Annotated in this window: 22 protein-coding genes; 11 read left to right on the top strand and 11 right to left on the bottom strand. The window is 65.7% G+C overall.

Annotated features, from left to right (window positions below):
- Nucleotides 1–35: 35 nt before the first annotated feature.
- The 10 genes from ACQY5A_RS22395 to ACQY5A_RS22350 form a co-directional block, all read right to left on the bottom strand.
- Nucleotides 36–548, bottom strand: a complete 513-nt coding sequence (locus tag ACQY5A_RS22395) for an FAS1-like dehydratase domain-containing protein (RefSeq protein ID WP_428342477.1) — start codon at nt 546–548, stop codon at nt 36–38.
- A 40-nt stretch (nt 549–588) separates the two neighbouring features.
- Nucleotides 589–1,518: an HAD family hydrolase gene (locus ACQY5A_RS22390; protein WP_428342476.1), complete on the bottom strand. Its 930-nt coding sequence runs from the start codon at nt 1,516–1,518 to the stop codon at nt 589–591.
- A 63-nt stretch (nt 1,519–1,581) separates the two neighbouring features.
- A complete protein-coding gene (locus ACQY5A_RS22385) occupies nt 1,582–1,773 on the bottom strand; it encodes a hypothetical protein (RefSeq protein WP_428342475.1) in 192 nt (63 codons plus the stop codon).
- A gap of 17 nt (nt 1,774–1,790) precedes the next feature.
- Nucleotides 1,791–2,006 carry a hypothetical protein gene (locus tag ACQY5A_RS22380; protein WP_428342474.1) on the bottom strand — a complete coding sequence of 72 codons (216 nt, stop codon included), beginning with the start codon at nt 2,004–2,006 and terminating at the stop codon, nt 1,791–1,793.
- Nucleotides 2,003–4,153 (bottom strand): ADP-ribosyltransferase, encoded by a 2,151-nt coding sequence (locus ACQY5A_RS22375; protein ID WP_428342473.1) that lies wholly within the window; start codon nt 4,151–4,153, stop codon nt 2,003–2,005. Before ACQY5A_RS22375 ends, ACQY5A_RS22380 begins: the two co-directional genes overlap by 4 nt.
- Before the next feature lie 476 nt (nt 4,154–4,629).
- Nucleotides 4,630–5,247, bottom strand: coding sequence for a hypothetical protein (locus ACQY5A_RS22370; RefSeq protein WP_428342472.1), 618 nt, complete (start codon nt 5,245–5,247; stop codon nt 4,630–4,632).
- A gap of 5 nt (nt 5,248–5,252) precedes the next feature.
- The gene (locus ACQY5A_RS22365; RefSeq protein WP_428342471.1) at nt 5,253–7,490 is read right to left on the bottom strand and encodes an ADP-ribosyltransferase; all 2,238 of its coding nucleotides are present in this window, start codon (nt 7,488–7,490) and stop codon (nt 5,253–5,255) included.
- Between the two features lie 355 nt (nt 7,491–7,845).
- Nucleotides 7,846–8,136, bottom strand: coding sequence for a WXG100 family type VII secretion target (locus ACQY5A_RS22360; protein WP_428342470.1), 291 nt, complete (start codon nt 8,134–8,136; stop codon nt 7,846–7,848).
- Complete coding sequence (locus ACQY5A_RS22355; RefSeq protein WP_428342469.1) at nt 8,129–8,440, bottom strand: WXG100 family type VII secretion target; 312 nt, start codon at nt 8,438–8,440, stop codon at nt 8,129–8,131. The genes ACQY5A_RS22360 and ACQY5A_RS22355 overlap by 8 nt, the downstream gene beginning before the upstream one ends.
- Before the next feature lie 46 nt (nt 8,441–8,486).
- Nucleotides 8,487–9,449: a hypothetical protein gene (locus ACQY5A_RS22350; RefSeq protein ID WP_428342468.1), complete on the bottom strand. Its 963-nt coding sequence runs from the start codon at nt 9,447–9,449 to the stop codon at nt 8,487–8,489.
- A 2,600-nt stretch (nt 9,450–12,049) separates the two neighbouring features.
- On the opposite strand from ACQY5A_RS22350, the gene ACQY5A_RS22345 reads away from it, so the two are divergent.
- The 11 genes from ACQY5A_RS22345 (at nt 12,050) to ACQY5A_RS22295 (ending at nt 22,326) form a co-directional block, all read left to right on the top strand.
- Entirely contained in the window at nt 12,050–12,781 is a 732-nt protein-coding gene (locus tag ACQY5A_RS22345) for a DUF5632 domain-containing protein (RefSeq protein WP_428342467.1), read from the top strand.
- 245 nt (nt 12,782–13,026) lie between these two features.
- Nucleotides 13,027–13,467, top strand: a complete 441-nt coding sequence (locus ACQY5A_RS22340; RefSeq protein WP_428342466.1) for a hypothetical protein — start codon at nt 13,027–13,029, stop codon at nt 13,465–13,467.
- Nucleotides 13,468–13,490: 23 nt separating this feature from the next.
- Entirely contained in the window at nt 13,491–13,751 is a 261-nt protein-coding gene (locus ACQY5A_RS22335) for a glutaredoxin family protein (protein WP_428342465.1), read from the top strand.
- A 97-nt stretch (nt 13,752–13,848) separates the two neighbouring features.
- Nucleotides 13,849–15,192 (top strand): glutamyl-tRNA reductase, encoded by a 1,344-nt coding sequence (locus tag ACQY5A_RS22330; RefSeq protein WP_428342464.1) that lies wholly within the window; start codon nt 13,849–13,851, stop codon nt 15,190–15,192.
- Nucleotides 15,193–15,205: 13 nt separating this feature from the next.
- The gene (gene hemC / locus ACQY5A_RS22325; RefSeq protein ID WP_428343290.1) at nt 15,206–16,132 is read left to right on the top strand and encodes a hydroxymethylbilane synthase; all 927 of its coding nucleotides are present in this window, start codon (nt 15,206–15,208) and stop codon (nt 16,130–16,132) included.
- A gap of 38 nt (nt 16,133–16,170) precedes the next feature.
- A complete protein-coding gene (locus ACQY5A_RS22320; RefSeq protein ID WP_428342463.1) occupies nt 16,171–17,823 on the top strand; it encodes a uroporphyrinogen-III synthase in 1,653 nt (550 codons plus the stop codon).
- A 79-nt stretch (nt 17,824–17,902) separates the two neighbouring features.
- On the top strand, nt 17,903–18,886 hold the full coding sequence (gene hemB, locus ACQY5A_RS22315) for a porphobilinogen synthase (protein ID WP_428342462.1): 984 nt from the start codon (nt 17,903–17,905) through the stop codon (nt 18,884–18,886).
- Entirely contained in the window at nt 18,883–19,323 is a 441-nt protein-coding gene (locus tag ACQY5A_RS22310) for a hypothetical protein (RefSeq protein WP_428342461.1), read from the top strand. The genes hemB and ACQY5A_RS22310 overlap by 4 nt, the downstream gene beginning before the upstream one ends.
- 47 nt (nt 19,324–19,370) lie before the next feature.
- Nucleotides 19,371–19,916: a DUF3093 domain-containing protein gene (locus ACQY5A_RS22305; protein ID WP_428342460.1), complete on the top strand. Its 546-nt coding sequence runs from the start codon at nt 19,371–19,373 to the stop codon at nt 19,914–19,916.
- The gene (locus tag ACQY5A_RS22300; RefSeq protein ID WP_428342459.1) at nt 19,913–20,164 is read left to right on the top strand and encodes a hypothetical protein; all 252 of its coding nucleotides are present in this window, start codon (nt 19,913–19,915) and stop codon (nt 20,162–20,164) included. Before ACQY5A_RS22305 ends, ACQY5A_RS22300 begins: the two co-directional genes overlap by 4 nt.
- On the top strand, nt 20,161–22,326 hold the full coding sequence (locus ACQY5A_RS22295) for a heavy metal translocating P-type ATPase (RefSeq protein WP_428342458.1): 2,166 nt from the start codon (nt 20,161–20,163) through the stop codon (nt 22,324–22,326). Before ACQY5A_RS22300 ends, ACQY5A_RS22295 begins: the two co-directional genes overlap by 4 nt.
- On the opposite strand, the gene ACQY5A_RS22290 is transcribed toward ACQY5A_RS22295, so the two are convergent.
- On the bottom strand, nt 22,287–23,174 hold the full coding sequence (locus ACQY5A_RS22290) for an alpha/beta hydrolase (RefSeq protein ID WP_428343289.1): 888 nt from the start codon (nt 23,172–23,174) through the stop codon (nt 22,287–22,289). The two genes, ACQY5A_RS22295 and ACQY5A_RS22290, sit on opposite strands and share 40 nt — an antisense overlap.
- Between the last annotated feature and the right edge of the window lie 5 nt (nt 23,175–23,179).

The following is a 23,179-nucleotide window of genomic DNA, read 5'->3' as shown; positions in this document are numbered from 1 at the left end:
GATGTGGGACTCCCCCTGAAAGGCTCCGGCTGACCCTAAGCGCCAGCGCGGATGGATGCAATTGCCGCGATTGTCGCTTCTGCGTTCGCGTCAGGATTGGACGACTCGCCGAGCATGGTCACCAAACTGGTGATGACTGGGTTTCCGTCGACGTCTGTGACTTCGCTGCGAATTTCGGCGATCACCGTGCCGTGGGACTCGATGACCGAGTCCAGATAGGTGTCGAAGTACAGCCTGTCGCCGACCTTGATCGGCCGGTGGAACAGGAATTTCTGGTCGCGGTGCAGCGTGCGAGCCATGTTGATCGGAATGTCGAACTTGGTGAAGACGTCGTTCTGGACACGACGTCCAGCGACGGCAAGGAAGGTCAACGGCGCCACTGTGGCGTCGTAGCCGACCTCGGCTGCGGCTTCCTCGGAGTGGTGCGTCGGGTGATCGTTCTGGATCGCCTCGGCGAACTCGCGAACCTTTTCGCGGCCCACGTCGAAGTAATCGGGATACCGGTAGTGAGTGCCGATCAGGCCTTCGGTGCCTGCGGGCAAGGACATGCGCTGCTCTCCACTCTTATGGGTTCAGCGGCGCAGCTTATCAGCGCGATTGCCGGCGAGATGCCACCGCGGCCAGAGCGCCGCCCGCCGCGCCCAGTGCCAGAGCTGACGGTACGCCGATCCGGGCGGCCTTGCGGGCGGTCCGGAAATCGCGGATTTCCCAGCCGCGTTTGCGCGCGTAATCGCGCAAAGCGGCGTCGGGGTTGATCGCTACCGCTGTTCCGACGAGGGAAAGGAGCGGGACGTCGTTGTAGCTGTCGGAGTAGGCGGTGCAGCGTTTGAGGTTGAGGCCTTCGCGGATGGCCAGCGAGCGCACGGCATGCGCCTTGCCGGGGCCGTGCAGGATGTCGCCGACGAGCCGACCGGTGAAGACCCCGTTCTCGGATTCGGCGACGGTGCCCAGTGCGCCGGTCAGGCCGAGGCGGCGGGCGATGGTGATCGCGAGCTCATAGGGCGTGGCGGTGACGAGCCAGACCTGCTGGCCGGCGTCGAGATGCATCTGGGCCAGATCGCGAGTGCCTTCCCAGATCTTGTCGGCGATGACCTCGTCGAAGACCTCTTCACCCAGCCTCATCAGCTCTTCGGTGGGCCGGCCTTCGATGAAGGCGAGCGCCTTGCGGCGGCCGGCGGCGACGTCGTCGCTGTTCTCCCTGCCGAGGACCTGGAATTTGGCCTGCGCGTAGACGAAGCCGAGCACGTCGCGGTAGGTGAAGTATTTGCGGGCGGCCAGCCCGCGGCCGAAGTGAACCAGCGACGAGCCCTGCACCAACGTGTTGTCGACGTCGAAGAACGCGGCGGCGGTGAGGTCGACGGGCGGCAACTCGGGTTTCGGCGCTTCGTCGGAGTGGACGTCTTCGAGCGCCCGCTCGGCGCTGGCGTTGCCGGTCGGCGTCTCTAGTTGCTGCTCAGCGGGTTCGGGTTCTGTATGAGGGCCGGGTTCGACAGTGCCCGGGCTGCCGGAAGCGGTCACGGTGTCACACTATCCGGCCGTAGCGCGTTGGGTTGGGGTTGGCGGCGAGGTGTAGCGGTCGCGCTAGCCCTCGTACTCGGTGCCGGACATGTCGTCCCAGAATTTCGGCGAGATTTCGGTCCACTCGTCGGCCTCATTAAGGCGATCGACGCGATCCTGAGCCTCGTCGAACAGCTTGCGTAGTTCGACCAATTCGGCGTCGGTCGGCGCGGTTACACCGGCTTCCTCGGGGGTGGAAAATACTCTTTCCGGCAATTTTTTCGGCCACGGATCTAACGGTCCTGCCAGCCTTCGCACTCGGTGCCGGACGTGTCGTCCCAAAACTTCGAGGAAACTTCTGGCCAAAGGTCCGCTTCGGTTAAGCGGTCCATCTTCTCCTGAGCTTCGTCGAATAATTTGCGCGCGTGAGCAATCTCCTCTTCGGTCGGCGGGGTCACACCGGCTTCTTCGGGTGTTGAGAAGATTTTTCCGGCAATTCTTTCGCTCACTGCTCAACTCCCTCTCGCTCAAGCATCTCGATTATTGTCCTGCCCGTGACTGGATCGAGTCTTCGATCTAGCACGTAAAAGTGTCTATCAGTTTGAAACAGCACTTCTTGCTCACTGGAAAATTGCGAGATTAGGGAGATATCTCGCCCTGTCTTCGACAGAATCTTGAATTCGACGTTCCCGGCGAAGGCCGTGGATCGAGCCACGGCGGGATCAACGGAGGTGCTGAAGAATGCGGGTTCGGTTACGACGGCGCCCGGCTGGTATCGCGCAAGCACGTCGGGTGGCAAGTTTGTGCCCCTGAAAACTGAGCCCTCGTGCGCGGGCAATTTCTCCAACGCATGATTTAGGGCGTCTACACGAGCCTGTTGAGATGCATCCACAGGGCCGTTCCTCAGCGCGTCGTTTAGGTCCTCGTGTCCCAGGCCAGTGTAATCGGCCAGCGCTGATAGATCTCCAGTCGTCAATGGCTGCGGGGTGTGGGCAACGGGTCCGTGATGGTCGAGCGTTGGTGACTGCGGTGAGAGGCCGCTGGGTGCGCCGCCGTGCGGTGGGCCGGGAGTAAGAGCTGCGGGCGGTGTGGCGGCGTGGTCGGCTGGGGCGTGAGCGGATGTCGATAAGAGTGGATGCCCTGCGGGAGCGCCTGGTTCGGCTAAGTGCTTAGAAGGTGAAGATGGAGCCTTCGTTTCGGCCGGCGTTTTCGACTCAGTGAGCCCGTACGGTGGCAGTGCGCCTTTTGGCCTCGGTGCGGGCTCCGGCTGACCGCCTTTCGGCGGATCGTTCCGCGGCGGCGCGGGGTTGGGCAGACGACCCGGTGTGGGCAGACGAAGCCCCTTTGGGGTCTCGGCGACGTCCGCTGCGACGTGGCCGAATTTAGAGAGTTTCGATAGCGCGCCGCCTGGGAGTAACAGTGTGCCGAGATCGAATGCGGATTCGCCCGCGGCTTTGAGCGGGTTCGTCGCCCATTCATCCCAGTGAACGACGTCTTTGCCGAGTTCCTTCCACGACTCCTCGAGTTTTTGCTCGCCGTCTAATCCGGTGAGTGATTCGAAATTTTGGATAGCGCCGGACAGAGAGTGCGAGAAGCCTTTTGGGTCGAGAAAGGCTCGCACGGGATTGAGGTTCCAAAAACCCTTGACGGTGCTTTCCGCTTCCGAAAGTACCCCGCTGCAGATCTGCCCGAGATGGTCCAATGCCCGGCCGACCTCGGTGGCGTGCAGGAAATGGTCCCACTCCTTCTCGGCGTAGCGGGTCATGATGCCGAGGATCGTCTTCGCTTCGGTGAGTGCAGTCGCGACCTGTTGGCGCAGCGCATCGACTTCCGCGGTGAACTGATTAATGATGATGCGAATGTCGTTGGCGATCTTCTTGATTTCGTCTTCGTCCTCGTCGGTGAGGAATTCCCAGACCTCTTTGATCCCGGTCAGCGGATTGCAGATGCGTGACAGCAGATCGATGATCGCCGCGTGAACCGTGTCGATCTTGGTCGCATAGGACGTGAGGTGCGTCGCGATGGTCGCGCACTGCTGCAGGATTCCGGCTGCGCAACGATGGGTCTCGTTGAACGCGGCGGTGATCGCCGGGCCTTCCGGGATCTGTTGAGCGCCAATGCTGCTCATCGGTCCGACGGCGCCGGTTATCTCGCTGACCTCGAAGTTGGTGCCGGCAATGGTCCACGCCGCCGCTGCTCCACGCAGCTTCGCTGAATTACCGGTGGGCCAGATCATCCCGATGTATTTGGAGACCCAGCCCCAGCCTGCCGGTGGCCCGGTGCCGTGGTCGACAGACGACGGTGTCGAGCCGGCTGAGATCGCTCCGGTTGGATGCGGGCCCGGGAGGGGATTGCCGTGTCCGGAGATATTTGAGTTCGCTTCGGCGATGGAGTAGTTGTGCGCGGATACGCGTACGCCATCGCCCAAGCGGCACAACCCATTGCGGGTGGTAGCCATCGCCTCGATCAGTTTGGATGCCGAATTGTCGTAGCTGTGGCCGAAGGCCGCACCGGCTGGGTCGTCTCCGGACATCGCGTGACACCCGGCGAGCGCGGTGGTCAGTGTTGAGACGGTGGTCCCTAAGCCCTCGCCGACCGAAATGACCGCGGCGCCAGCGTTATCCAGCGCCACCGGATCGACGGTGAGCGGTGCCATCAGCTTCTTACGGGTCCTACCCGAAACGTGTCGCGCCCGTCCACGATCGCAAAGCTAACGAGGTCATGAAGTTCGCACAATTCACCCTGAGTCTGTCGAGGCAGTCGCGGAGTTGGCGGCGCGCAAACAGCCAGCTACGCGCGCGGAGGAGAGAATCGGCCAGGCGAATGGACTGTGATGGGTTCCCGCAGTAAAGCGGCACCTACTTGTTCGCCGACCGCCTGTTTAAGTTCCAGCAAGTCGGCTGGAAGCCCAGGCGCCGCACCGGTCTCGGCGAGAAGCACCACGTCGTTATCGATCCCACTAACTGCCACGGAGCCGACGGGAGCTAGCAGCGTGGCAGGTAGCAGAGCGACTTCCAAGTTGTCAGGATGTCGGGAGAGCGGCCCGATGAACCGACCGGTGACGCTGACAATGGTTTCGTCGAACAGCCTGACGTAGCTCACGGGGTTCGTGGTAGTCGCGGCGGCGTGACCTCAATGTCTAGTCTTGAGCCCCTCGTCAGGATCCGGCGGTTGTACATCAAGGCCGGTAAGGTTCTGGAAGGCCGCGCGAGTCGACTCTGGATCAGACGTGCTGTACATGTCCACGTGCGGCTCCGAAAACGAAGCGGCGCGTAAACCGACCTCTTGACCTGACCGCAAGCGCAACACGATAATCCGCGACTGCGGACTGCTCGACTCGCCGCCCGAGAAACTCCGATAAAGACGGGCCTGCACATCCATCGGATACGCCAATAGCCGACCGATCACTGGCGCATCCTGTAATACCTGCCATACGTCGATCGGGAGCGACCTGAACGGCGGCTCAGGCCACGGCCGACGTTCGTCGAGCTCGCGCAACAAACGGTTGAGCAGGTCGCGGACGGCGCCTTCGTCCTGATCGTCATCGAGCCGGACACTTTCGCTGGACTGCAGCGCGTCGATCGCCGCCTGATAGTAGGTCTCGACGGGATCCCTAAAATACCGCTGTCGAATCAGCTCATCCGCAAGACGGCTTAGCAGCGAATCATCGACAGGTGCTCGAAGATCGGTTCCATAAGTTATTTGATTGATGTACTCCCGCCATTGCGGCGCGGTCCGACTCGATGTCATGGTGCTCAGAACCCACTTCCGAAAATTACTCGGCTGACGTCGATCCCCTGTTCACTGAGCATATCGCGCACCTGAGATAACTGTTCCTCGGTGGGGAGGTAGTGGCCACTTTTGCGGGTGATCAACACAGGTAAACCATCGCGCACCTCGAGCTCGCCAGCTCCCGCCACAGGTTTGCCACCGAGAAAGCTCGAGTGATGCAGTCGGCCGACGTCTTGTTCGACCGATGCGTATAAGTTGCCGTGCTCGTCCATCACAAACATCGCTCGCCCTTGTCCTGACCAGTGGGTAGCTGCTTGTTGCGTGTCGAAGGGCATCCCGTCTGCTGCCCGATGCAGCAAGCCGTCCCGGGCGAAGAGTCGACTCTCCTCGAGCTCCCCTGGAGACATGTAGTGCACTGTCTTTGGCGCGAACAATCGACCTGGATTATTTGGATCGTTCTCGCCCTCGTATTTGTCTAACAGCTCCTTCGTCGGAAGTGGTTCGTCGCGATGCAGCGGCGGGGGCGGGTCATCCGGCCCGTCGGGGTCCGGCGGGCCGCCGTCGCTGTGGGGTCCGTCATGGTCGTCGCCGCCGTGAGGCCTATCGGAGTTGGGCGCCCCATCTCCAGCATGCGGAGCGCCCGGATGGTCGCCTGCGTGGTGCGATCCTCCTTCACCGGGATGTCCGCCGTGTCCGACGAGTTCGTGTGAACCGGCGTGGGCCGCTGCTGTCGGTTCCCCGCCGACCGCGACTTCGCTTAGCAGGGCTTCCGTGGTCGGCGGGTGGAAATTACGGCCGGCTTCTATCGCCGCGTCCGGCGGGGCCGTTGGCGGCACCGAGTTGTTGTTATGGACGAGCGGGCGGGAGTTGGCTTCCGGCGGCGCAGAATGGGCAGTCGGCGTTGTCTCAGTCTGCCCGGGGTGGCTGGGCGCTGGGTCGTGGGCAATCGGCCGTTCGGCGGGTGGAATTGGTTCGCGGGGCGAGTGTTGAGTGGCTTGCGCTGGTTCGCGAGGTGTCGCATCAGTCGGTGCGGGGGAACGCTCTGCGGGCGCGGGTCCAGCCGGGGCGTGTCCCGGCGTCGGCGGCCTCGACTCGGTGGGACCGTGCGGTGTCGGACCATCGGCGGGAGCGGAAGCCGGCTTGGTCGCGCCTGGCGCGGCCGGTGTGTCCTTTGGTGGTGGCGGGCGGTCGAGGGGCGGAGTGGACGGGCGCGGCTCCGCGTTGGGGGCGTGCGGCTTTGGCGCGTCTTCGAGCGCTCTAGTCGCGGCGGATTCCGCGCGACTGGCCGCGGACGCGGCCTCAGCCGTATCGGCAGCGGCACGACCTCCCTTGGCTGCCGCAGCCGCTTCGCCGCCGCCCGGAATGAGCAGGGTTGCCAGATCGAATGTGCTTTTACCGGCCGCCTCGGCGGGGTTGGTCTTCCACTCGTCCCAATGGACGGCGTTCTTCCCTAGGTCCTTCCATGACTGCGCGACGCTCGGTGCGTGATCGTCGCCAAGGCCGACGAGCGGAGCCATCCCGTGGACTAGCTCTTGCCATGATTGGTAAGAGCCTTGCGGGTCGATTTGAGCTCGCATCGGGCCGTAGGTCCAACCGTCTTTGAGCAGGCCGCCAACTGATTCGGCGATCCCTTTTCCGTACTGGCCTACCTGGTTGAGCGCCCTGCCCACATCGGTGTGGTGCAGGAACTGGTCCCACTCCTTGTCCGCGTAGCGGCTCATAGTGCCCAGGATCGTGCTTGCCTCGGTGACAGCTATAGCGATCTGATGGCTCAGCGCCTGAACCTCTGCGGTGAACTGGTCGACGATTGTGCGAATGTCGCGGGCGATCTTCTTGATCTCGTCTTCGTCTTGATCAGTGAGAAATTCCCAGACCTCTTTGATCCCGGTCAGCGGGTCGCAGATCCGCGATAGTAGATCCAGGATCGCCGCATGGACCGAGTCGATTCGTGCTGCCATGGAGTTGAGTTGAATGGCAATAGTGTTGCACTGCTGCAGGATTGCGGCGGCGCTGCGATTGGCATCGGCGAATGCCGCTCCGATCGCCGATCCTTCGGGGATCTGCTGGGCGCCGATTGTCGACATGGGCCCGGCGGCGCCCGTTATCTCGCTGACCTCGAAACCCGTGCCGGCGCTTATCCACGCGGCGGCAGCAGCCCGTAGTTTGGCTGAATCGCCACTGGGCCAGATCATTCCGATGTACTTGGACACCCAGCCCCAGCCGGCCGGAGCACCGACGCCGCTGCCGACTGCGGACGGCACTGATTGCGCCGAAATGGAACCGGTTGGGTGTGGACCGGGAGGCGGCTGACCGTGTCCGGAGATATTCGACATGGCCTCGGCTGTTGAATAGTTGTGGGCCGACATTCGCACACCGTCTCCCAAGCGACACAACCCATTTCGGGTCGTCGACATCGCCTCGAGCAGTTTCGACGCTGCGGAGTTGTAGCTGTTCCCGAATTCGGCACCCGCTGGATCGTCGCCAGCCATTCCGTTGCATCCAGTCAGCTCAGTCGTCAACGTCGACATGACGGCCCCCAGGCCCTCGCCCGTTGAGATTACGGTCGACCCGGCGCCGTCTAATGCCTCTGGATCGACCGCGAGTGGCGCCACAGGATTACGACCACATGCTGGTATTCGCGTTCATCGCGCCGGTGTAATTGTGATGGGCTGCGGCGCCCGCAGCCGTCAGTCGGGCCAAAGCCTCTCGCATGTTTGCCTCACCGCGCGCCCAGTGTCGGTGCGCCTCGGCATGAGCTGCGGCCGCCTCGCCCGACCACGTGCCGTGCAGATGTGTTACCAGTGAATCGATTTCAGCAACCACGCTTTCGGCGTAGCGGACAAAATCGCCCATTCTCCTGGCCGCGTCTTCCAAGGCGGCGGGATCGACGCTGAAGGCGTCAGCCACGGTAGATGCCTTCCGCCGTCTGCTGAGCCGCTGCATCCTGCGCTTCGAATTGACTTCCCGCAATGCCAACAGCTTTCGCCAAAGTTGTTAGTCCCAACTGCACTTCTGCGGCGCCGTTGTGCCAGAGATTCCAGGCATCGCCGTACGCGCTACCTGATCCCCCTTGCCAGCCGGAGAGCATTTCGCGGACTTGACCATCGAGATCGGCGAGCTTGGCGTGCAAATCCCTGGACGCGCTCGCCAACGCCTGTGAGGCCGTCTGCATTACCTCGGGTTGGACCCGCAGGGCGTCGCGATCGGCCATATCCGAAACCTAACGACCTGCTGCGCCCGACACAATTCACCGTTGACTATCGGCCGTTGCGGTCGACCTCGTCGGCGTCGTCGTCGAGTTTGCTATCCGGGGGCAGGATGCGACGGCTGGCGATCGGTTTGCCGGCGACTCGTCTAACCACTTCCGGCGCGTTCGGTGGAGTAGTGATGCGCCCCTGGACGGGGGCGCCGTTTTTCACCGTCGGCGGGACGACGCGCTTGGTCTCGGCTTTGCTGTCGCCCCCACTGGCGGCACCGCCTGCGGCGCCGGGCGGCATCATCGGCATGCCGCCGCCCATTTGCCCACGGGCACCGGCTCCTTCGGTGTTAGGTGGCGACGTAACGGGTGCCTGCTGCGAGGACATCGGAACAGTGCCGGCTGTCGGAGTCGGTGGCGGCCCGAGGTTTCCGGCCGGGGTGGTGGCGCCGGCCAGCCCTGCACCCGCTCCGCCAGCGCCCATCGCCGCGCCGCCGGCGCCGAGCGCGTCGCCCAGCGCACCGGCAGGCAACGACGCGGCACCGACGCCTTGTCCGGCTTTACCCAAGGTGCTGGTCAGCTGGGAACTGATTTGCGAGACCTGCTGCAGGACCTGGTTGAGCGGCTGAGACAACCCTTGGAACAGTCCGGTGAAGGTTTGCACCGCCTGCTGGGGTAGCTGCTGAACAGTGCCCAACATTTGTTCCATCATTTTGCTTGAATCTTGTTCGCCCGCAGGGAATTTGGCCATGGCCTCGCCGGTCTTCTGGCCGCGCTGCTCGAACCCGGCATGGCCCGCGGCTGTATCGGTCGGGTCGCCAGAGTTTCCCGCCATCCCGAGGCCTGCGAGGAGCATGTCGATTTCCGAAATCGCCCCGGGTGGCATGTCGGCCGGGATGGGTGGTGGCGGCATGTTGTGCTGCAGGGCCTGCGCGAGTTGCTCGACGTAGATGCGGAGTTCGTCACCGCCCGCCATCGCGATCTCCTGCCATGTAGGGATGCCTGCTGTGGTCGCGGTTCTCATCACCGCGCTACTGGATCGCCCGTCTTGCCTGACGGCGCATTCGGCAATGATATCGCCGATTAACCATGCCGCTATTCACTTCATCGTGACCTCTGTGAGGCGGTAGGCGCTTCGCCGGAAAGTTGAATACCGGAAACGTCGATCAGCGATACCATCGCTTTCATGTCGGAACCGCCTCCCACCGGGTATCGATCGGCGCCGGGACCCGTCGGGTTTCCCCCTGGGCCACCACCGACGGGTCCGTGGGGGCCGCCGGGCCCGGTTCCGCTGAACAGGCCCGCGCGGTGGCCGTTGTTCGTGATGCTCCTGATCACCCTGGTCGCCGTCGGGGCGGCAGTCGCGGCCTGGTTGCGGCCGATCCCGCGCGACACGTCAGCGACTCCGCCGAAGCCTACGTACAGCGAGCAAGAAATAGCCGAAGCAAAGTCGAAAGTATGTGCGGCCTACGAGAAAGTCCATCACGCGAGTGTCACGAACTCGGGGCGAACAGGTGGCAACGACCCGACCGCTCAACTGGCTGTGGCTATAAACGAGCGGCAGATATACGAAGCAGGTAGCGCATACCTGTTCACCACACTCGCTAATGAACCAGCAACCCCATCTGACCTAGCCGCGGCGACGCGAAAACTTGCTGACGTGTTCCAAGTGCTTACACTTGACAATCTCGCGTCCGATACGGCAGTGCCCGAGCAGGATGCCGCGAATGGGACTGCGCTGGCTATCCAAGGGCTGTGCAAATGATGCTGGCGAGCGAGGGTCCTCCAGGCGAGTGGTCGACTTTGATCGTCGGGCATCAATGGCCTAGCGATGTGACCATTGCAGGTCTTAATGCGTGGGTTCAGAACCGAGGCCAAATCGCCGAAGCTCACCACAATATTGCAGATTTGCTTAATGCCGCGAAAACCGGACCGCTCGCCATGCAAGAGGGCAAAACCGCGGACCACTTAGTTCAACTGTTCGACGACGGTGAGCAGCTCGCGCGGGATGTTGCACGGAAGAATGGTGTGAAAAAGGACTCGTATTCATCGGCGCTCAGCAGCGTACACAACCTCAGGGAGAATTTAACTGACATAGCGGACCGCTACAACCAGGAAATTAAGCAAATCTTGCAATCCAAAGAGCCTGTTGTTGTGAAGATGCCTCACATTCTGGAAGCGATCGGCCGAGGACAACAAGAAGCTAACCTCGCCGCCGCCAGCTGCGGCGGCGACATAGGCGATGCAGGCCAGCGAATTCTGGACCAGGAGGCTGCCGGGCAGTCATTTCGCCAATTCGCCAGTTCCAACGGCATTGACATGGGTCAACTATTCCGATCGCGCGGAACCGGAGGCATAGAACCCACTGTTAAAGACATGCTTAGCAGCCAGGATCTGTCGGGCGTTGGCGGTAGTAGTGCGGTGCCAGGGGTGAATCCGGCGGTGTCTGGTTTATCGGGTGCAGCGACGGGTGGTCTGTCGGGCGGAGCCGCTGGTGTTGGAGCGGCTGCTGGTGGCGCGGTGCCGGGCGTGAATCCGGCCGTAGCGGGTTTGCCGGGTGGCGGCGCCGTTAGTGGTGGTTCAGTGCCTGCGGTGGTCAACCCGTCGGTGGGAGCGGGTGGAAGTGCTGGCGTGCCCACGGGGGTCAATCCCGCAGCGCCTGGAGTGTCGGGCGGGGCAGCTAGTGGTGGAGGTGTTGCTGCGGGCGCCAATTCGTCGTCGGGAGGGTCGCTTACGCGATCAGTGGGATACCAAACGACCACCCCCGGGCTCACGCCCCCACCATCGCCACCTGGCGCGCCGGCGCCCCCCGCTCCACCGGGAGCATCCCCTACCAACGTGCCCGGCGCGGAACCAGTCGCGCATGGCAACAGCGTAAACCCAGTGGCCGCACTCGCTCCGGATCCAAAGCCGGTAGCGCAAAATGTTGGGTACAACCCTGCGCCACCGCCAATATCACCCCATGCTGAGCCCGTAGTGCAAGGTTCCGGACCTAATTCGATGCCGGTGGCCCCCTCACCCGCGGCGCCGCAAGCCGCACCGGCGCCGATGTTCAGCCAGGGGTTTTCCAACTTTGGTGGAGGATCGCCCTCGGGCTCACCTGGAATGCCTTTCAACGGAGGCGGGTTCCAGGGCGGGCCGCCGCCCAGCTTCGGCTCGGGTGAGTGGACGCACCACGCTGACATGGGGCTAGGGCCGGGGGCTAACGCGGTCGCGCCAGCGGCTGCCACTACACCACCGGTCGCGTCGACGCCGGTATCGCCGACTACTGCGCCGACAGCCGGTGCGGGCGATTGGCATTCGCCGATTCCCAGCGAGCAGCCATCCACGCCGCAAGCGTCGTCATCGTCCTACAGTTCTCAGTCCGCGTCGCCGATGATGAATTCGGCGTCGACGACAAATACGGGTTATGCGCCGTCCACGACGGCGCCTCCGTCAACCTCCTACGCGGGGGGCGCGTTGCCTTCCTATGGCTCGGATTTGCGGCCCGCAGCAGCGTCGGCACCCGCCGGTTCGCCGAGCCCTCCTCCAGCGCCCAACCCGACACCGCCGCCGGCCTCGCCCGCGACCAGCCCTGCTGCTGGCTCAGGGACCGTCTCTCAAGGTGCGTCAGCGGCTCGTCCCGTGCCCTCGCAGCTGACCCAGCCGCCTGCGCCCATTGGATTTGCGGGCAAAGCGGTCATGGCAGGCGCCGGCGGGGCTGTCGCAGGTGCGGTTTCGGCTGATGCAACAGAACGAAATCGGTTGCAGCGCATCGTTGATGCGGTTGCTCGCCAGGAGCCGCGCCTTGCATGGGCTGCGGGAGATCGCCCTGACGATACGACGGTGCTCGTCGCTGATCTGGCGGGCGGCTGGATCCCACCCGGTATCGACATTCCTTCCGCGGTCACGCTGTTGGAGCCAGGCCGTCGGCGCGGTGACCTCGAAGTGCTGCTTGGTGAAGTGAAATTGGCGGTCACCCACACACCAGACCGCTATGTTCCTGAAGCAAATGAGCCGGTGCCCACCTCGCCGCGTCCCCGGCACGCGCCGGAGATCGAGGAACTTGGCTGGGAACTCGGCAGCGCGACACTATTCCGCGACGGACTCCCCCGAATGGCGCACACTCTCGCGAAGGCGGCGTCGTCTGGTACCGGAGTGGATGGTCCTGAAGTCGAAAAATTGCGCCAATATCTCGATGACATTGGTGAGCGTGTGGTCGCCGCTTATCCCGACGAAGTGGACCCCAAAGACCTGGGCAATTGGCAACTTCTGGCGGCTATCGAAGCATTGGTACGCGGCAACAGGAGTGACGCTAATTATCACTTGGCTTGGTTTCAAGCATGTATGACGAGCGTCAGTGGGCAGCAGCGATGACGAACCAAAAACGGGTTCTTCGCTAGCGTCGTCCTTGCATCGCAATGAGGTAGCCGGTGATCTCGTCTATGTGGTCAGATCCGGACCGACCTCCAAGCGGAGAACTTCAGCCGGTCGTTGGCGTTAGCATCCGGCGCATGTCGAATACTCCTGCACCCGGATTCCCTCCCCACCCGCAAGGCCCGCAGATGCCTTGGCCGCCAGCGCAACCGCCGCACGACCCCGCCCGATGGCAAGTCGCTGTTATGTTTGTCATCACTCTCGTCGCTGTCGGCGCGGCGGTTGCCGCGTGGCTGAGGCCGGTGCAGGACAGAGATGCGGTTGCTCCATTAACGCCCACATTTAGCAGCCAGCAGGTCTTCGATGCCCAGTCGAGAGTGTGCGCCGCATACGCGAAAATTCACCATGCCGTCGACACCAATGCGTCGAGAACCGGTGGCAACGACCCAACTGCACAACTCGCAGTTGCGGTGAACATGCGGCAGGTTTACGTAGTCGGTAGCGCGCATTTATTTACCGCATTGGCCGACGAGCCCGCCACAGCAACGGATCTTGCGGCGGCCACACGCAAGATTGCCGGAATGTTCCAAGACCTAGCACTGGAGGGCCTCGCTTCCGACGACACTGCGCCAACGCTCGCGGCGATTAATCAAACAGGCGCAATGATCGAACGCCAGTGCAAATGAACTCAACTGACACACTGGATCTCATGACCCGCCGTCACGTCCAGCTGCTGACCCGCGCGGGCTGCACGATCTGCGACGGCGTCCACGCGCAGCTGAAGCCACTGGCCGAAGAGCTCGACTTCGATCTGACAAAAACCGACGTCGACGCCGAAGCCACCAGAGGCGACACCGCCCTGCGAGCCGAATTCGGCGACCGGCTGCCCGTCGTCCTGCTCGACGGCCGCGAGCACAGCTACTGGGAGCTCGACGAGCCTCGCCTGCGCCGGGACCTGGCCAAGAGTTAAACACCACACAAATTTGGTGGCCCATCAGGTAACCGTCTACGGTGGACAGCAGTCAATTCACCGGTGTTAGCAAGGGAGCAGGCCAGGTGATTCAGCCGTGAGCGTCCTGCTTTTCGGTGTCTCGCACCGCAGCGCACCGGTCTCCGTCTTGGAGCAGCTCAGCACCGACGAATCCGAGCAAGTCAAACTCGTCGACCGGGTCATGCAGTCGCCGCTGGTAACCGAGGCCATGGTGCTCTCCACGTGCAACCGCGTCGAGGTCTACGCCGTCGTCGACGCCTTCCACGGCGGCCTGTCGGCCATTGGCCAGGTGCTCGCCGACCAATCCGGCATGACGGTGCCTGAACTCACCAAATACGCCTACGTCCGCTACAGCGAGGCGGCCGTCGAGCATTTCTTCGCCGTCGCCAGCGGCCTGGACTCAGCCGTCATCGGCGAGCAGCAGGTGCTGGGCCAGGTCCGTCGCGCCTACGCCGCCGCCGAGGCCAACCGCACCGTTGGCCGCACCCTGCATGAGCTGGCCCAGCGCGCGCTGGCGGTCGGCAAGCGGGTGCACTCCGAAACCGGCATCGACGCCGCGGGCGCATCCGTCGTCTCCGTCGCGCTCGGCATGGCTGAGGCAAAGCTCGAGGGCCTGCAGGGCAAGACGGCCGTCGTCGTCGGGGCCGGAGCGATGGGCGCGCTGTCGGTCGGCCACCTGACCCGCGCCGGCATCGACAACGTCTACGTCGTCAACCGGTCGCTGCCCCGCGCGCAGCGGCTGGCCCGGAAGATCCGCGACTCCGGCACCTCGGCTGAGGCATTGAGCCTGGACAACCTGTCCACCGCGCTAGCCGAAGCCCACGTCGTCGTCAGCTGCACCGGCGCAGTGCGCCCGGTGGTGTCGCTGGCCGACGTGCACAACGCGCTGACCGCCGGACGCCGCGAGGACACCCCGCTGGTGATCTGCGACCTGGGCATGCCGCGCGACGTCGACCCGGCAGTCTCGGGGCTGCCCGGCGTCTGGGTGGTCGACATGGACCGCATCCAGCGCGAACCCTCCGCCAGAGCTGCCGCGGCCGACGCCGATGCCGCCCGCCACATGGTCGCCGCCGAGGTCGCCACCTACCTGGCCGGCCAGCGGATGGCCGAGGTCACCCCGACCGTCACCGCGCTGCGCCAGCGCGCCGCCGACGTCGTCGAGGCCGAACTCCTGCGCCTGGAGAACCGGCTCCCGGGTCTCGAAGCTGCCCAAAAAGACGAGGTCGCCCGCACCGTGCGCCGCGTCGTCGACAAGCTGCTGCACGCACCCACCGTGCGCATCAAGCAACTGGCCAGGGCGCCCGGCGGCGACGCCTACGCCGAAGCGCTGAGAGAGCTGTTCGAGCTCGACCAGACCGCGGTCGACGCCGTCGCTACCGCGGGCGAATTGCCCTCTGTCCCAACAGATTCTGCAGAGTAGCCGCTTGGCCGACGTGATCCGGATAGGTACCCGTGGCAGCGTGCTGGCCACCACCCAGGCCGGCATCATTCGAGATGCCCTGCTGGCCAAGGGTCATCAGGCCGAATTGGTGATCGTCAGCACTGCAGGGGACCAGTCCCAGGAGCCGATCGCCGACATCGGTGTCGGTGTATTCACCGCCGCGCTAAGGGAAGCCATCGACGACGGACAGGTCGACATGGCAGTGCATTCCTACAAGGACCTGCCGACCGCCCACGATGCGCGGTTCGTGATCGCCGCCATCCCGCCCCGCGAGGATGCCCGGGACGCGCTGGTGGCCCGCGACGGGTTGGTGCTGGGAGAGCTGCCGAACGGCGCAGTTGTGGGCACATCGTCCCCGCGACGGGCCGCGCAGCTTAGAGCACTGGGTCTCGGTTTGGAAATTCGCCCCCTACGAGGCAACCTAGACACCAGGTTGAACAGGGTAAGCAATGGCGATTTGGACGCGATCGTGGTTGCCCGGGCGGGTCTAACCCGGCTGGGACGTCTCGACGCCGTCACCGAGACGCTGGAGCCGGTACAGATGTTGCCGGCGCCGGCTCAAGGAGCCCTCGCCATCGAGTGCCGCTCCGGGGATTCCCGGCTCGCGACACTGCTGGCGGAGCTGGACGACGCGGACTCCCGCGCGGCCGTCACCGCCGAGCGTGCCCTGCTCGCCGAACTGGAGGCGGGTTGTTCCGCGCCGGTGGGGGCGATCGCGGAAGTGGTCGAGTCCATCGACGAGGAGGGCCACATCTTCAACGAGCTGTCGCTGCGCAGCTGTGTGGCGGCGCTAGACGGATCTGATGTGATCCGCGCGTCCGGGATCGGCAGTCCGGATCGGGCACGAGAGCTCGGGCTCTCGGTGGCCGCCGAGCTGTTCGACTTGGGTGCACGGGAAGTCATGTCGAGTGCGCGTTAAGGCAAGCGCGCCAACAAAATAAGTAGGTAGGAGCGACGATGACGACGCGAGGGCGCAAGCCGAGGCCGGGCCGCATCATGTTCGTGGGGGCGGGTCCTGGCGACCCGGCTCTGCTGACGATGCGGGCCGCAACGGTACTGGCCAATGCCCCCCTGGTGTTCATTGATCCCGACGTGCCCGAGCCAGTTTTGGCGCTGATCGGCAAGGACTTGCCGCCAGTCTCGGGGCCCGCGCAGGCTGCGCCGTCGGACAACGGAACCAGCGAGGGTGCCGACACCGACAAACAACCTGCCGCGGTGATGTCGGTGGGACCCGACATCCGGCCCGCTTTGGGCGATCCCACCGAGGTGGCCAAGACGCTGGTCGCCGAGGCCCGCACCGGCGCCGACGTGGTCCGGCTGGTGTCCGGCGATCCGCTGTCGCTGGACTCGGTGATCACCGAGGTGAACTCCGTGGCCCGCAGCCACCTGCACTTCGAGATCGTGCCGGGCCTGGCCGCCAGCGACGCGGTGCCGACCTACGCCGGTCTGCCGCTGGGCTCGTCGCACACCGTTGCCGACGTCCGCGGTGACGTGGACTGGGGAGCCCTGGCCGCCGGACCGGGTCCGCTGATCCTGCAGGCCACGTCGTCACATGTCGCCGACGCGGCGCGCACGCTGATCGAGTACGGCCTGGCCGACACCACCCCCTGCGTGGTGACGTCGTCAGGCACCACCTGCGCGCAGCGTTCGGTGGAGTCGACGCTGGGCGGGCTGACCGATTCGACGCTGCTGCTCGGCGCCGACGCGGCAGCACCGTCGCCGGTGATCGTGACCATCGGCAAGACGGTCGCCAACCGGGCCAAGCTGAACTGGTGGGAAAGTCGCGCCCTCTACGGCTGGACGGTGCTGGTGCCGCGCACCAAGGACCAGGCCGGTGAGATGAGCGACCGGCTGACCGCGCACGGCGCACTGCCGATCGAGGTGCCGACCATCGCCGTCGAGCCGCCGCGCAGCCCCGCGCAGATGGAGCGCGCGGTCAAGGGTCTGGTCGACGGCCGCTACCAGTGGGTGGTGTTCACCTCCACCAACGCGGTACGCGCGGTGTGGGAGAAGTTCGGCGAGTTCGGTCTCGACGCCCGCGCATTCTCCGGTGTGAAGATCGCCTGCGTCGGCGAGTCGACGGCGGACCGGGTCCGCGCGTTCGGGATCAGCCCCGAACTGGTGCCCTCCGGCGAGCAGTCATCACTGGGTCTGCTGGACGAATTCCCGGACTACGACAGCATTTTCGACCCGGTGAACCGGGTGCTGCTGCCGCGTGCCGACATCGCCACCGAGACGCTGGCCGAGGGTCTGCGCGAACGCGGCTGGGAGATCGAAGACGTCACCGCCTACCGGACCGTGCGGGCTGCCCCGCCGCCGGCGGCCACCCGCGAAATGATCAAGACCGGTGGTTTCGACGCGGTGTGCTTCACCTCCAGCTCGACGGTGCGCAACCTGGTCGGCATCGCCGGCAAGCCGCACGCGCGCACCATCGTCGCCTGCATCGGCCCGAAAACCGCCGAGACCGCAGCCGAATTCGGCCTGCGCGTCGACGTGCAACCCGAAACCGCGGCGGTCGGTCCGCTGATCGAGGCGTTGGCCGAGCACGCGGCCCGGCTGCGTGCCGAGGGTGCGCTGCCGCCGCCGCGTAAGAAGAGCCGCAGGCGATGACTTCTCGCGCGTTGACCCTGCGTCAGTGGCGCAGAAGTTCGAGTAGCGGCCGCCCTCGACGCAGAGTCAACGTGGGCGAATGAGCCCCTACCCCCGGCAGCGGCCGCGTCGACTCCGGTCGACTCCGGCGCTGCGCCGGTTGGTGGCGCAAACATCGCTGGAGCCAAGGCATTTGGTGTTGCCGATGTTCGTTGCCGACGGCATCGACGAGCCGGCACCGATCTCCTCAATGCCGGGCGTCGTGCAACACACCCGCGACTCGTTGCGTTCCGCCGCTGCCGAGGCGGTGAGCGCCGGAGTGGGCGGGCTGATGCTGTTCGGCGTGCCGCGCGCCGAGGACAAGGACGCCGCCGGGTCGGCGGGTTCGGATCCCGACGGCATCCTCAACGTCGCGCTGCGCGACCTGACCAAGGACCTCGGCGACTCGACCGTGCTGATGGCCGACACCTGCCTGGACGAATTCACCGATCATGGCCACTGCGGCGTGCTCGACGAACGCGGCCGGGTCGACAACGACATGACGCTGAAGCGGTATGTGGAACTGGCTGTCGCGCAGGCTGAGTCGGGCGCACACGTGGTCGGCCCGAGCGGCATGATGGACGGCCAGGTGGCGGCCATTCGCGACGGCCTGGACGCCGCCGGCCACACCGACGTGATCATCCTGGCCTACGCGGCCAAGTTCGCGTCGGCGTTCTACGGCCCGTTCCGGGAAGCGGTGAGCTCCAGCCTGATTGGCGACCGGCGCACCTATCAGCAGGAGCCGGGCAACGCCCGCGAGGCGTTGCATGAAGTGCGTCTCGACCTCGCCGAGGGCGCCGACATCGTGATGGTGAAGCCGGCGATGAGCTACCTCGACCTCGTCAAGGCAGCCGCGGAGATCTCGCCGGTGCCCGTCGCCGCCTACCAGGTGTCGGGGGAGTACGCGATGATCGCCGCGGCCGCCGCCAACGGCTGGATCAACGAGCGGGTCGCCGCACTGGAGTCGCTGACCAGCATTCGGCGCGCCGGCGCCGACATCGTGTTGACCTACTGGGCCGCCGCCGCGGCCAACTGGTTGTCGTGACGGGTCCCCTCGAGCACTGGCCCCCGACTGGCTCGGAGCCACCCGAGCGGCCGATCGACGTCGACACCGGCTTCTGGCTGTGGCTGGCGGCGCTGCCGCTGATGGTGGTGGGCTACATCGCCGACCTGTTCGGCTCGTCGACGGGTCACGGCGCCACGCCGCTGCTGATCGCATCGGGGTTGTTCACCGGGGCGCTGTGCGCCGTGGTGGTGACGTTCCTGATCCTGATGCGGGCCGGATACCGCTGGGCCCGAACAACTTTGACGGGCGGGGCGATCGCGACCGTGGTCTACGTCGCCATCCGGCTGTTCACCGTCACCTGGCCACCGGTATGGGCCGTCGCCTGCGGCGCGGCCGGCATCACCGGATCGGTGCTGATCGCCGGGGGCATGTTCCTGCTGCACCGCAGCGACTCACACGACTACTTCACCAGGTGAGCGCCGACAATGACCCAGATAATTCGAACCCTGGTCCGGCAGGGATGATGGATGACGTGACTGCCGGGACTGACACCAAAGCATCGCCGCTCTTCCGCGAGGTCGGCGCCACCTGGTACTGGCTGCTTGCCGGCCCGATTGCCGCCGGGATCATGCTGTGGATCGAGAAGTCCAACGGCGCGGGTTGGCAGATCTCCATTCCGGCGTTCTTCCTGGTGGTGATGTCGGCTTTCATTGCGCTGCAAGTCAAAGCGGCCCGCATTCACACCTCGGTCGTGCTGACCCCGCATACCCTGCGCCAGGGCACCGAGACGATCAAAATAGCCGAGATCCTCAAGGTGTACCCCGAACCCGACAACCCGCTGGCCGCGAAGAAAGACGTCGAGCGCTGGCAGTCCGCCCGCGCGCTCGGCGAGCTGGTCGGGGTGCCCAAGGGCCGCACCGGAATCGGACTGCGGCTCACCGGCGGCCGCACCGCCCAGGCGTGGGCGCGCCGGCACCGTCATCTGCGCAACCTGCTGACCCCGCTGGTCGAAGAGCGCGTCGGACCCAACGAGCCCCCCGACGACGACGACAAGAATTCACGTTGGTGATGGCCCGTTCGCGCGCTGTCGTCGAACTGCTGGTGGCCCTCGCCGCGGCGGTCGGCTGCGCGACGGCCTGGTCGGCGGTGCGCTCCACGGTGGCCGTCGCACCCGTGCTCAAGGACCACCCGGTGACCATGTCAGTGGTCTATGACCCGTCGATGCTGCTGGTGACCCTGCTGCTCGCGGCGCTGGCCGGCATGCTGGCCGTGGTCGGCATCGCCCGGCTGCGGCGGGCCGGCCGCGCCGCGCCATGACCACCACCGATCTCGACCTGCGCGGCATGAGCTGCGCGTCCTGCGCTGCCCGCGTCGAAGGGGCGCTGAACCGCCTCGACGGGGTGCGCGCCGCGGTGAACTTCGCGCTCGAACGCGCGCACGTCCAGCACGAGTCCGAGGTGTCGGCCGGCGACTTGATCCGCGCGGTGGAGTCGACGGGCTACCACGCTTCGGTGGTCGTCGATCCGCTCGGGCACTCCGACGAGGCGCCGCGAGATGAGTTGCGGGTGCGCCTCATCGGCTCGACGTTGCTGGCGATTCCGGTGGTGGCCGTGTCGATGGTGATGGCGTGGCAGTTCGACGGCTGGCAGTGGCTGGCGCTGGCGCTGACCACACCCGTGGTGGCCTGGGGCGGCTATCCGTTCCACCGCGCTGCCCTGCTCGGCCTACGGCATCGCACGACGACGATGGACACGTTGGTGTCGCTGGGCACGCTGGCCGCCTACCTTTGGTCGACGGCCCTGGTGCTGCGAGGTTCGGGCCCGCTGTACTTCGAAGTCGCGGCCGCGGTCACGGTGTTCCAGCTGGCCGGTCACTACGCCGAGGCGCGGGCCAAACGTGCGTCCGGGGCGGCGCTGCGCTCGCTATTGAATCTGGGCGCCAAGGACGCCGCGGTGCTGCGTGATGGCGACGAGGTCCGCGTGCCCGTCTCGCAGCTGCAGGTCGGCGATGTGGTGGTGGTGCGACCGGGGGAGCGGGTGGCCGCCGACGGCGTAATCGTCGACGGTGCAACGGCTTTGGACACGTCGGCGATGACCGGTGAGCCGGTTCCCATCGACGTGAACGCCGGCGACACCGTGGTCGGTGGCTCGCTCAACACCTATGGACGGCTGCTGGTGCGCGCCGCGCGAGTCGGCGCCGACACCCAGCTGGCCCGGATGGCCACGCTGGTCAGCGACGCCCAGAACGACAAGGCGCCCGTCCAGCGGACGGCCGACCGGGTCGCGGCGATCTTCGTGCCGGCGGTGCTGTTGATCGCCGCGGCGACCATGGCCGGCTGGTTGCTCGCCGGACAGCCGTCGGCGTCGGCGTTCACCGCCGCCGTCGCGGTGCTGATCATCGCCTGCCCGTGCGCGCTCGGGCTGGCCACCCCGACCGCGATCCTGGTCGGCACCGGCCGCGGCGCACAGCTGGGCATCCTGATCAAAGACCCGAAGCTGCTCGAGACCATCGGACGCGTCGACACCGTCGTCTTCGACAAGACCGGAACCCTGACCACCGGCGCGATGGCGGTGTACGACATCGAGGCCCGGCCCGGCGAAGAGCCCGACGTCGTGCTGGCGAAGGCGGCCGCGATCGAGTCGGCGTCCGAGCATCCGGTGGCCGAGGCGATCGTGGCGGCCGCCCGCGCCCGCGGCCTGCCGGTCGGCGATGGCCCCGACCAGTTCGTCAATGATCCCGGTACCGGTGTCGTCGGCGTGGTCGACGGCGTGGAAGTGGCCGTGTCCCGCGTCGGGTCGCTGGCCGGCGTCGACCTGCTGGCACCGCCGACGGCACGCCAGACGGCGGTGCAGGTGACCTGGGATGGACAGGTCCGCGGCGTGATCACGCTGGCCGATCAGGTCAAGCCCGACAGCGTCGCCGCGATCGCCGACCTGACGGCGATGGGTATCACCGCGATGTTGCTCACCGGCGACAGCCCGGCGGTGGCACGGCATGTCGCCGAGCACGTGGGTATCGCCGCCGACGACGTGATCGCCGGCGTGCTGCCGACCGAAAAGGCCGACGCCATCCAGCTTTTGCAGACCCGAGGCCGGACGGTGGCCATGGTCGGTGATGGGGTCAACGACTCGGTCGCCCTCGCCGTCGCCGACATCGGGATGGCGATGGGCAGCGGCGCCGACGCGGCGATCGACGCCGGCGATCTCACCCTGATGCGCACCGACGTCCGCACCGTGCTGACCGCGCTGCGGCTGTCCGCACGCACGCTGCGGACCATCCGGATGAACCTGTTCTGGGCGTTCGCCTACAACGCGGCAGCCATCCCGCTGGCCGCCTTGGGCCTACTGAACCCGATGATCTCGGGGGCGGCGATGGCCTGCTCGTCGCTGCTGGTCGTAACAAACAGCTTGCGGCTCAAGCGATTTGGAGAACTGTCAAGTCAGGATGACAGCCAGGCCAGTTCGCCCGGCAGCTGCTGACGCCAGTACGCCTCGTCGTGTCCGCCGGGCGCGAACGCGCCGGCGGGCGGGGTGCGCAGCTGGGCGATGAACTGATGCGTGGCCGGCGCGAACCGGTCGTCGTTGCCGCAGTCGATCCGCAGCGGAATCGTGGACAGCGCAGGCAATCCGAAGACGGTGTTGTGCGTCCAGTCGTCGTAGCTGTCGAATGCGCCCAACGTGCTGGCGGTGTAAGACTGGTACAGCGCCGGGCTGATCGCGCAGATCCCGGCGGTGCGCGCCGGACCAAGCCGGGAGCCCAGCAGCATGGCGCCGTAGCCGCCCATCGACCAGCCGATGAAACCCACTCGGGTGATGTCCATGTTCATCGTCGACAGCATCGGGATCAGCTCGTTGAGCACCATCGAGCCGGCGTCTTCGCCGCCGGCCCGCCGATGCCAGTAGCTGTCGCCGCCGTCGACAGCGACCACCGCGAACGGCGGCCGGCCCGCCTTGACCAGATCGTCGAGCACCTGTTCGACGCCGAAGCTCATCACCTGCTTGGCACTGCCGCGCACGCCGTGTAACGCGATCACCGGGCGCAGCGGCGCGATCTGACCGGGCGGCCTGGCGATGATGTAGTTGGTCACGATGCCGCCGCGGGCAGCCGAGACGAACGAGCCGGATACCTTGGTTGGCAACGGAATTTCAGCAGCGACCGGTGGCGCGGGCGGCCCCGCCGGCGACGCGGGATCGAAGGGGCTGGGGTCGGCCGGGACCTGCTCCGGATCGACCAGGGCACCGAACGTCCAGATGCCCGCTGCTCCCGCTACGGCACTGGCACCCAGGCGCAGCGCAGCACGGCGGGAAAGCTCAGGCACGAGCGCAATATTGC

Origin of the sequence: Mycobacterium sp. (assembly GCF_965277065.1) — a bacterium.
Taxonomy (GTDB): Bacteria; Actinomycetota; Actinomycetes; order Mycobacteriales; family Mycobacteriaceae; genus Mycobacterium.
Note: the sequence above shows the minus strand (reverse complement) of the source record. Positions and strands in the feature narration are given on the sequence as shown.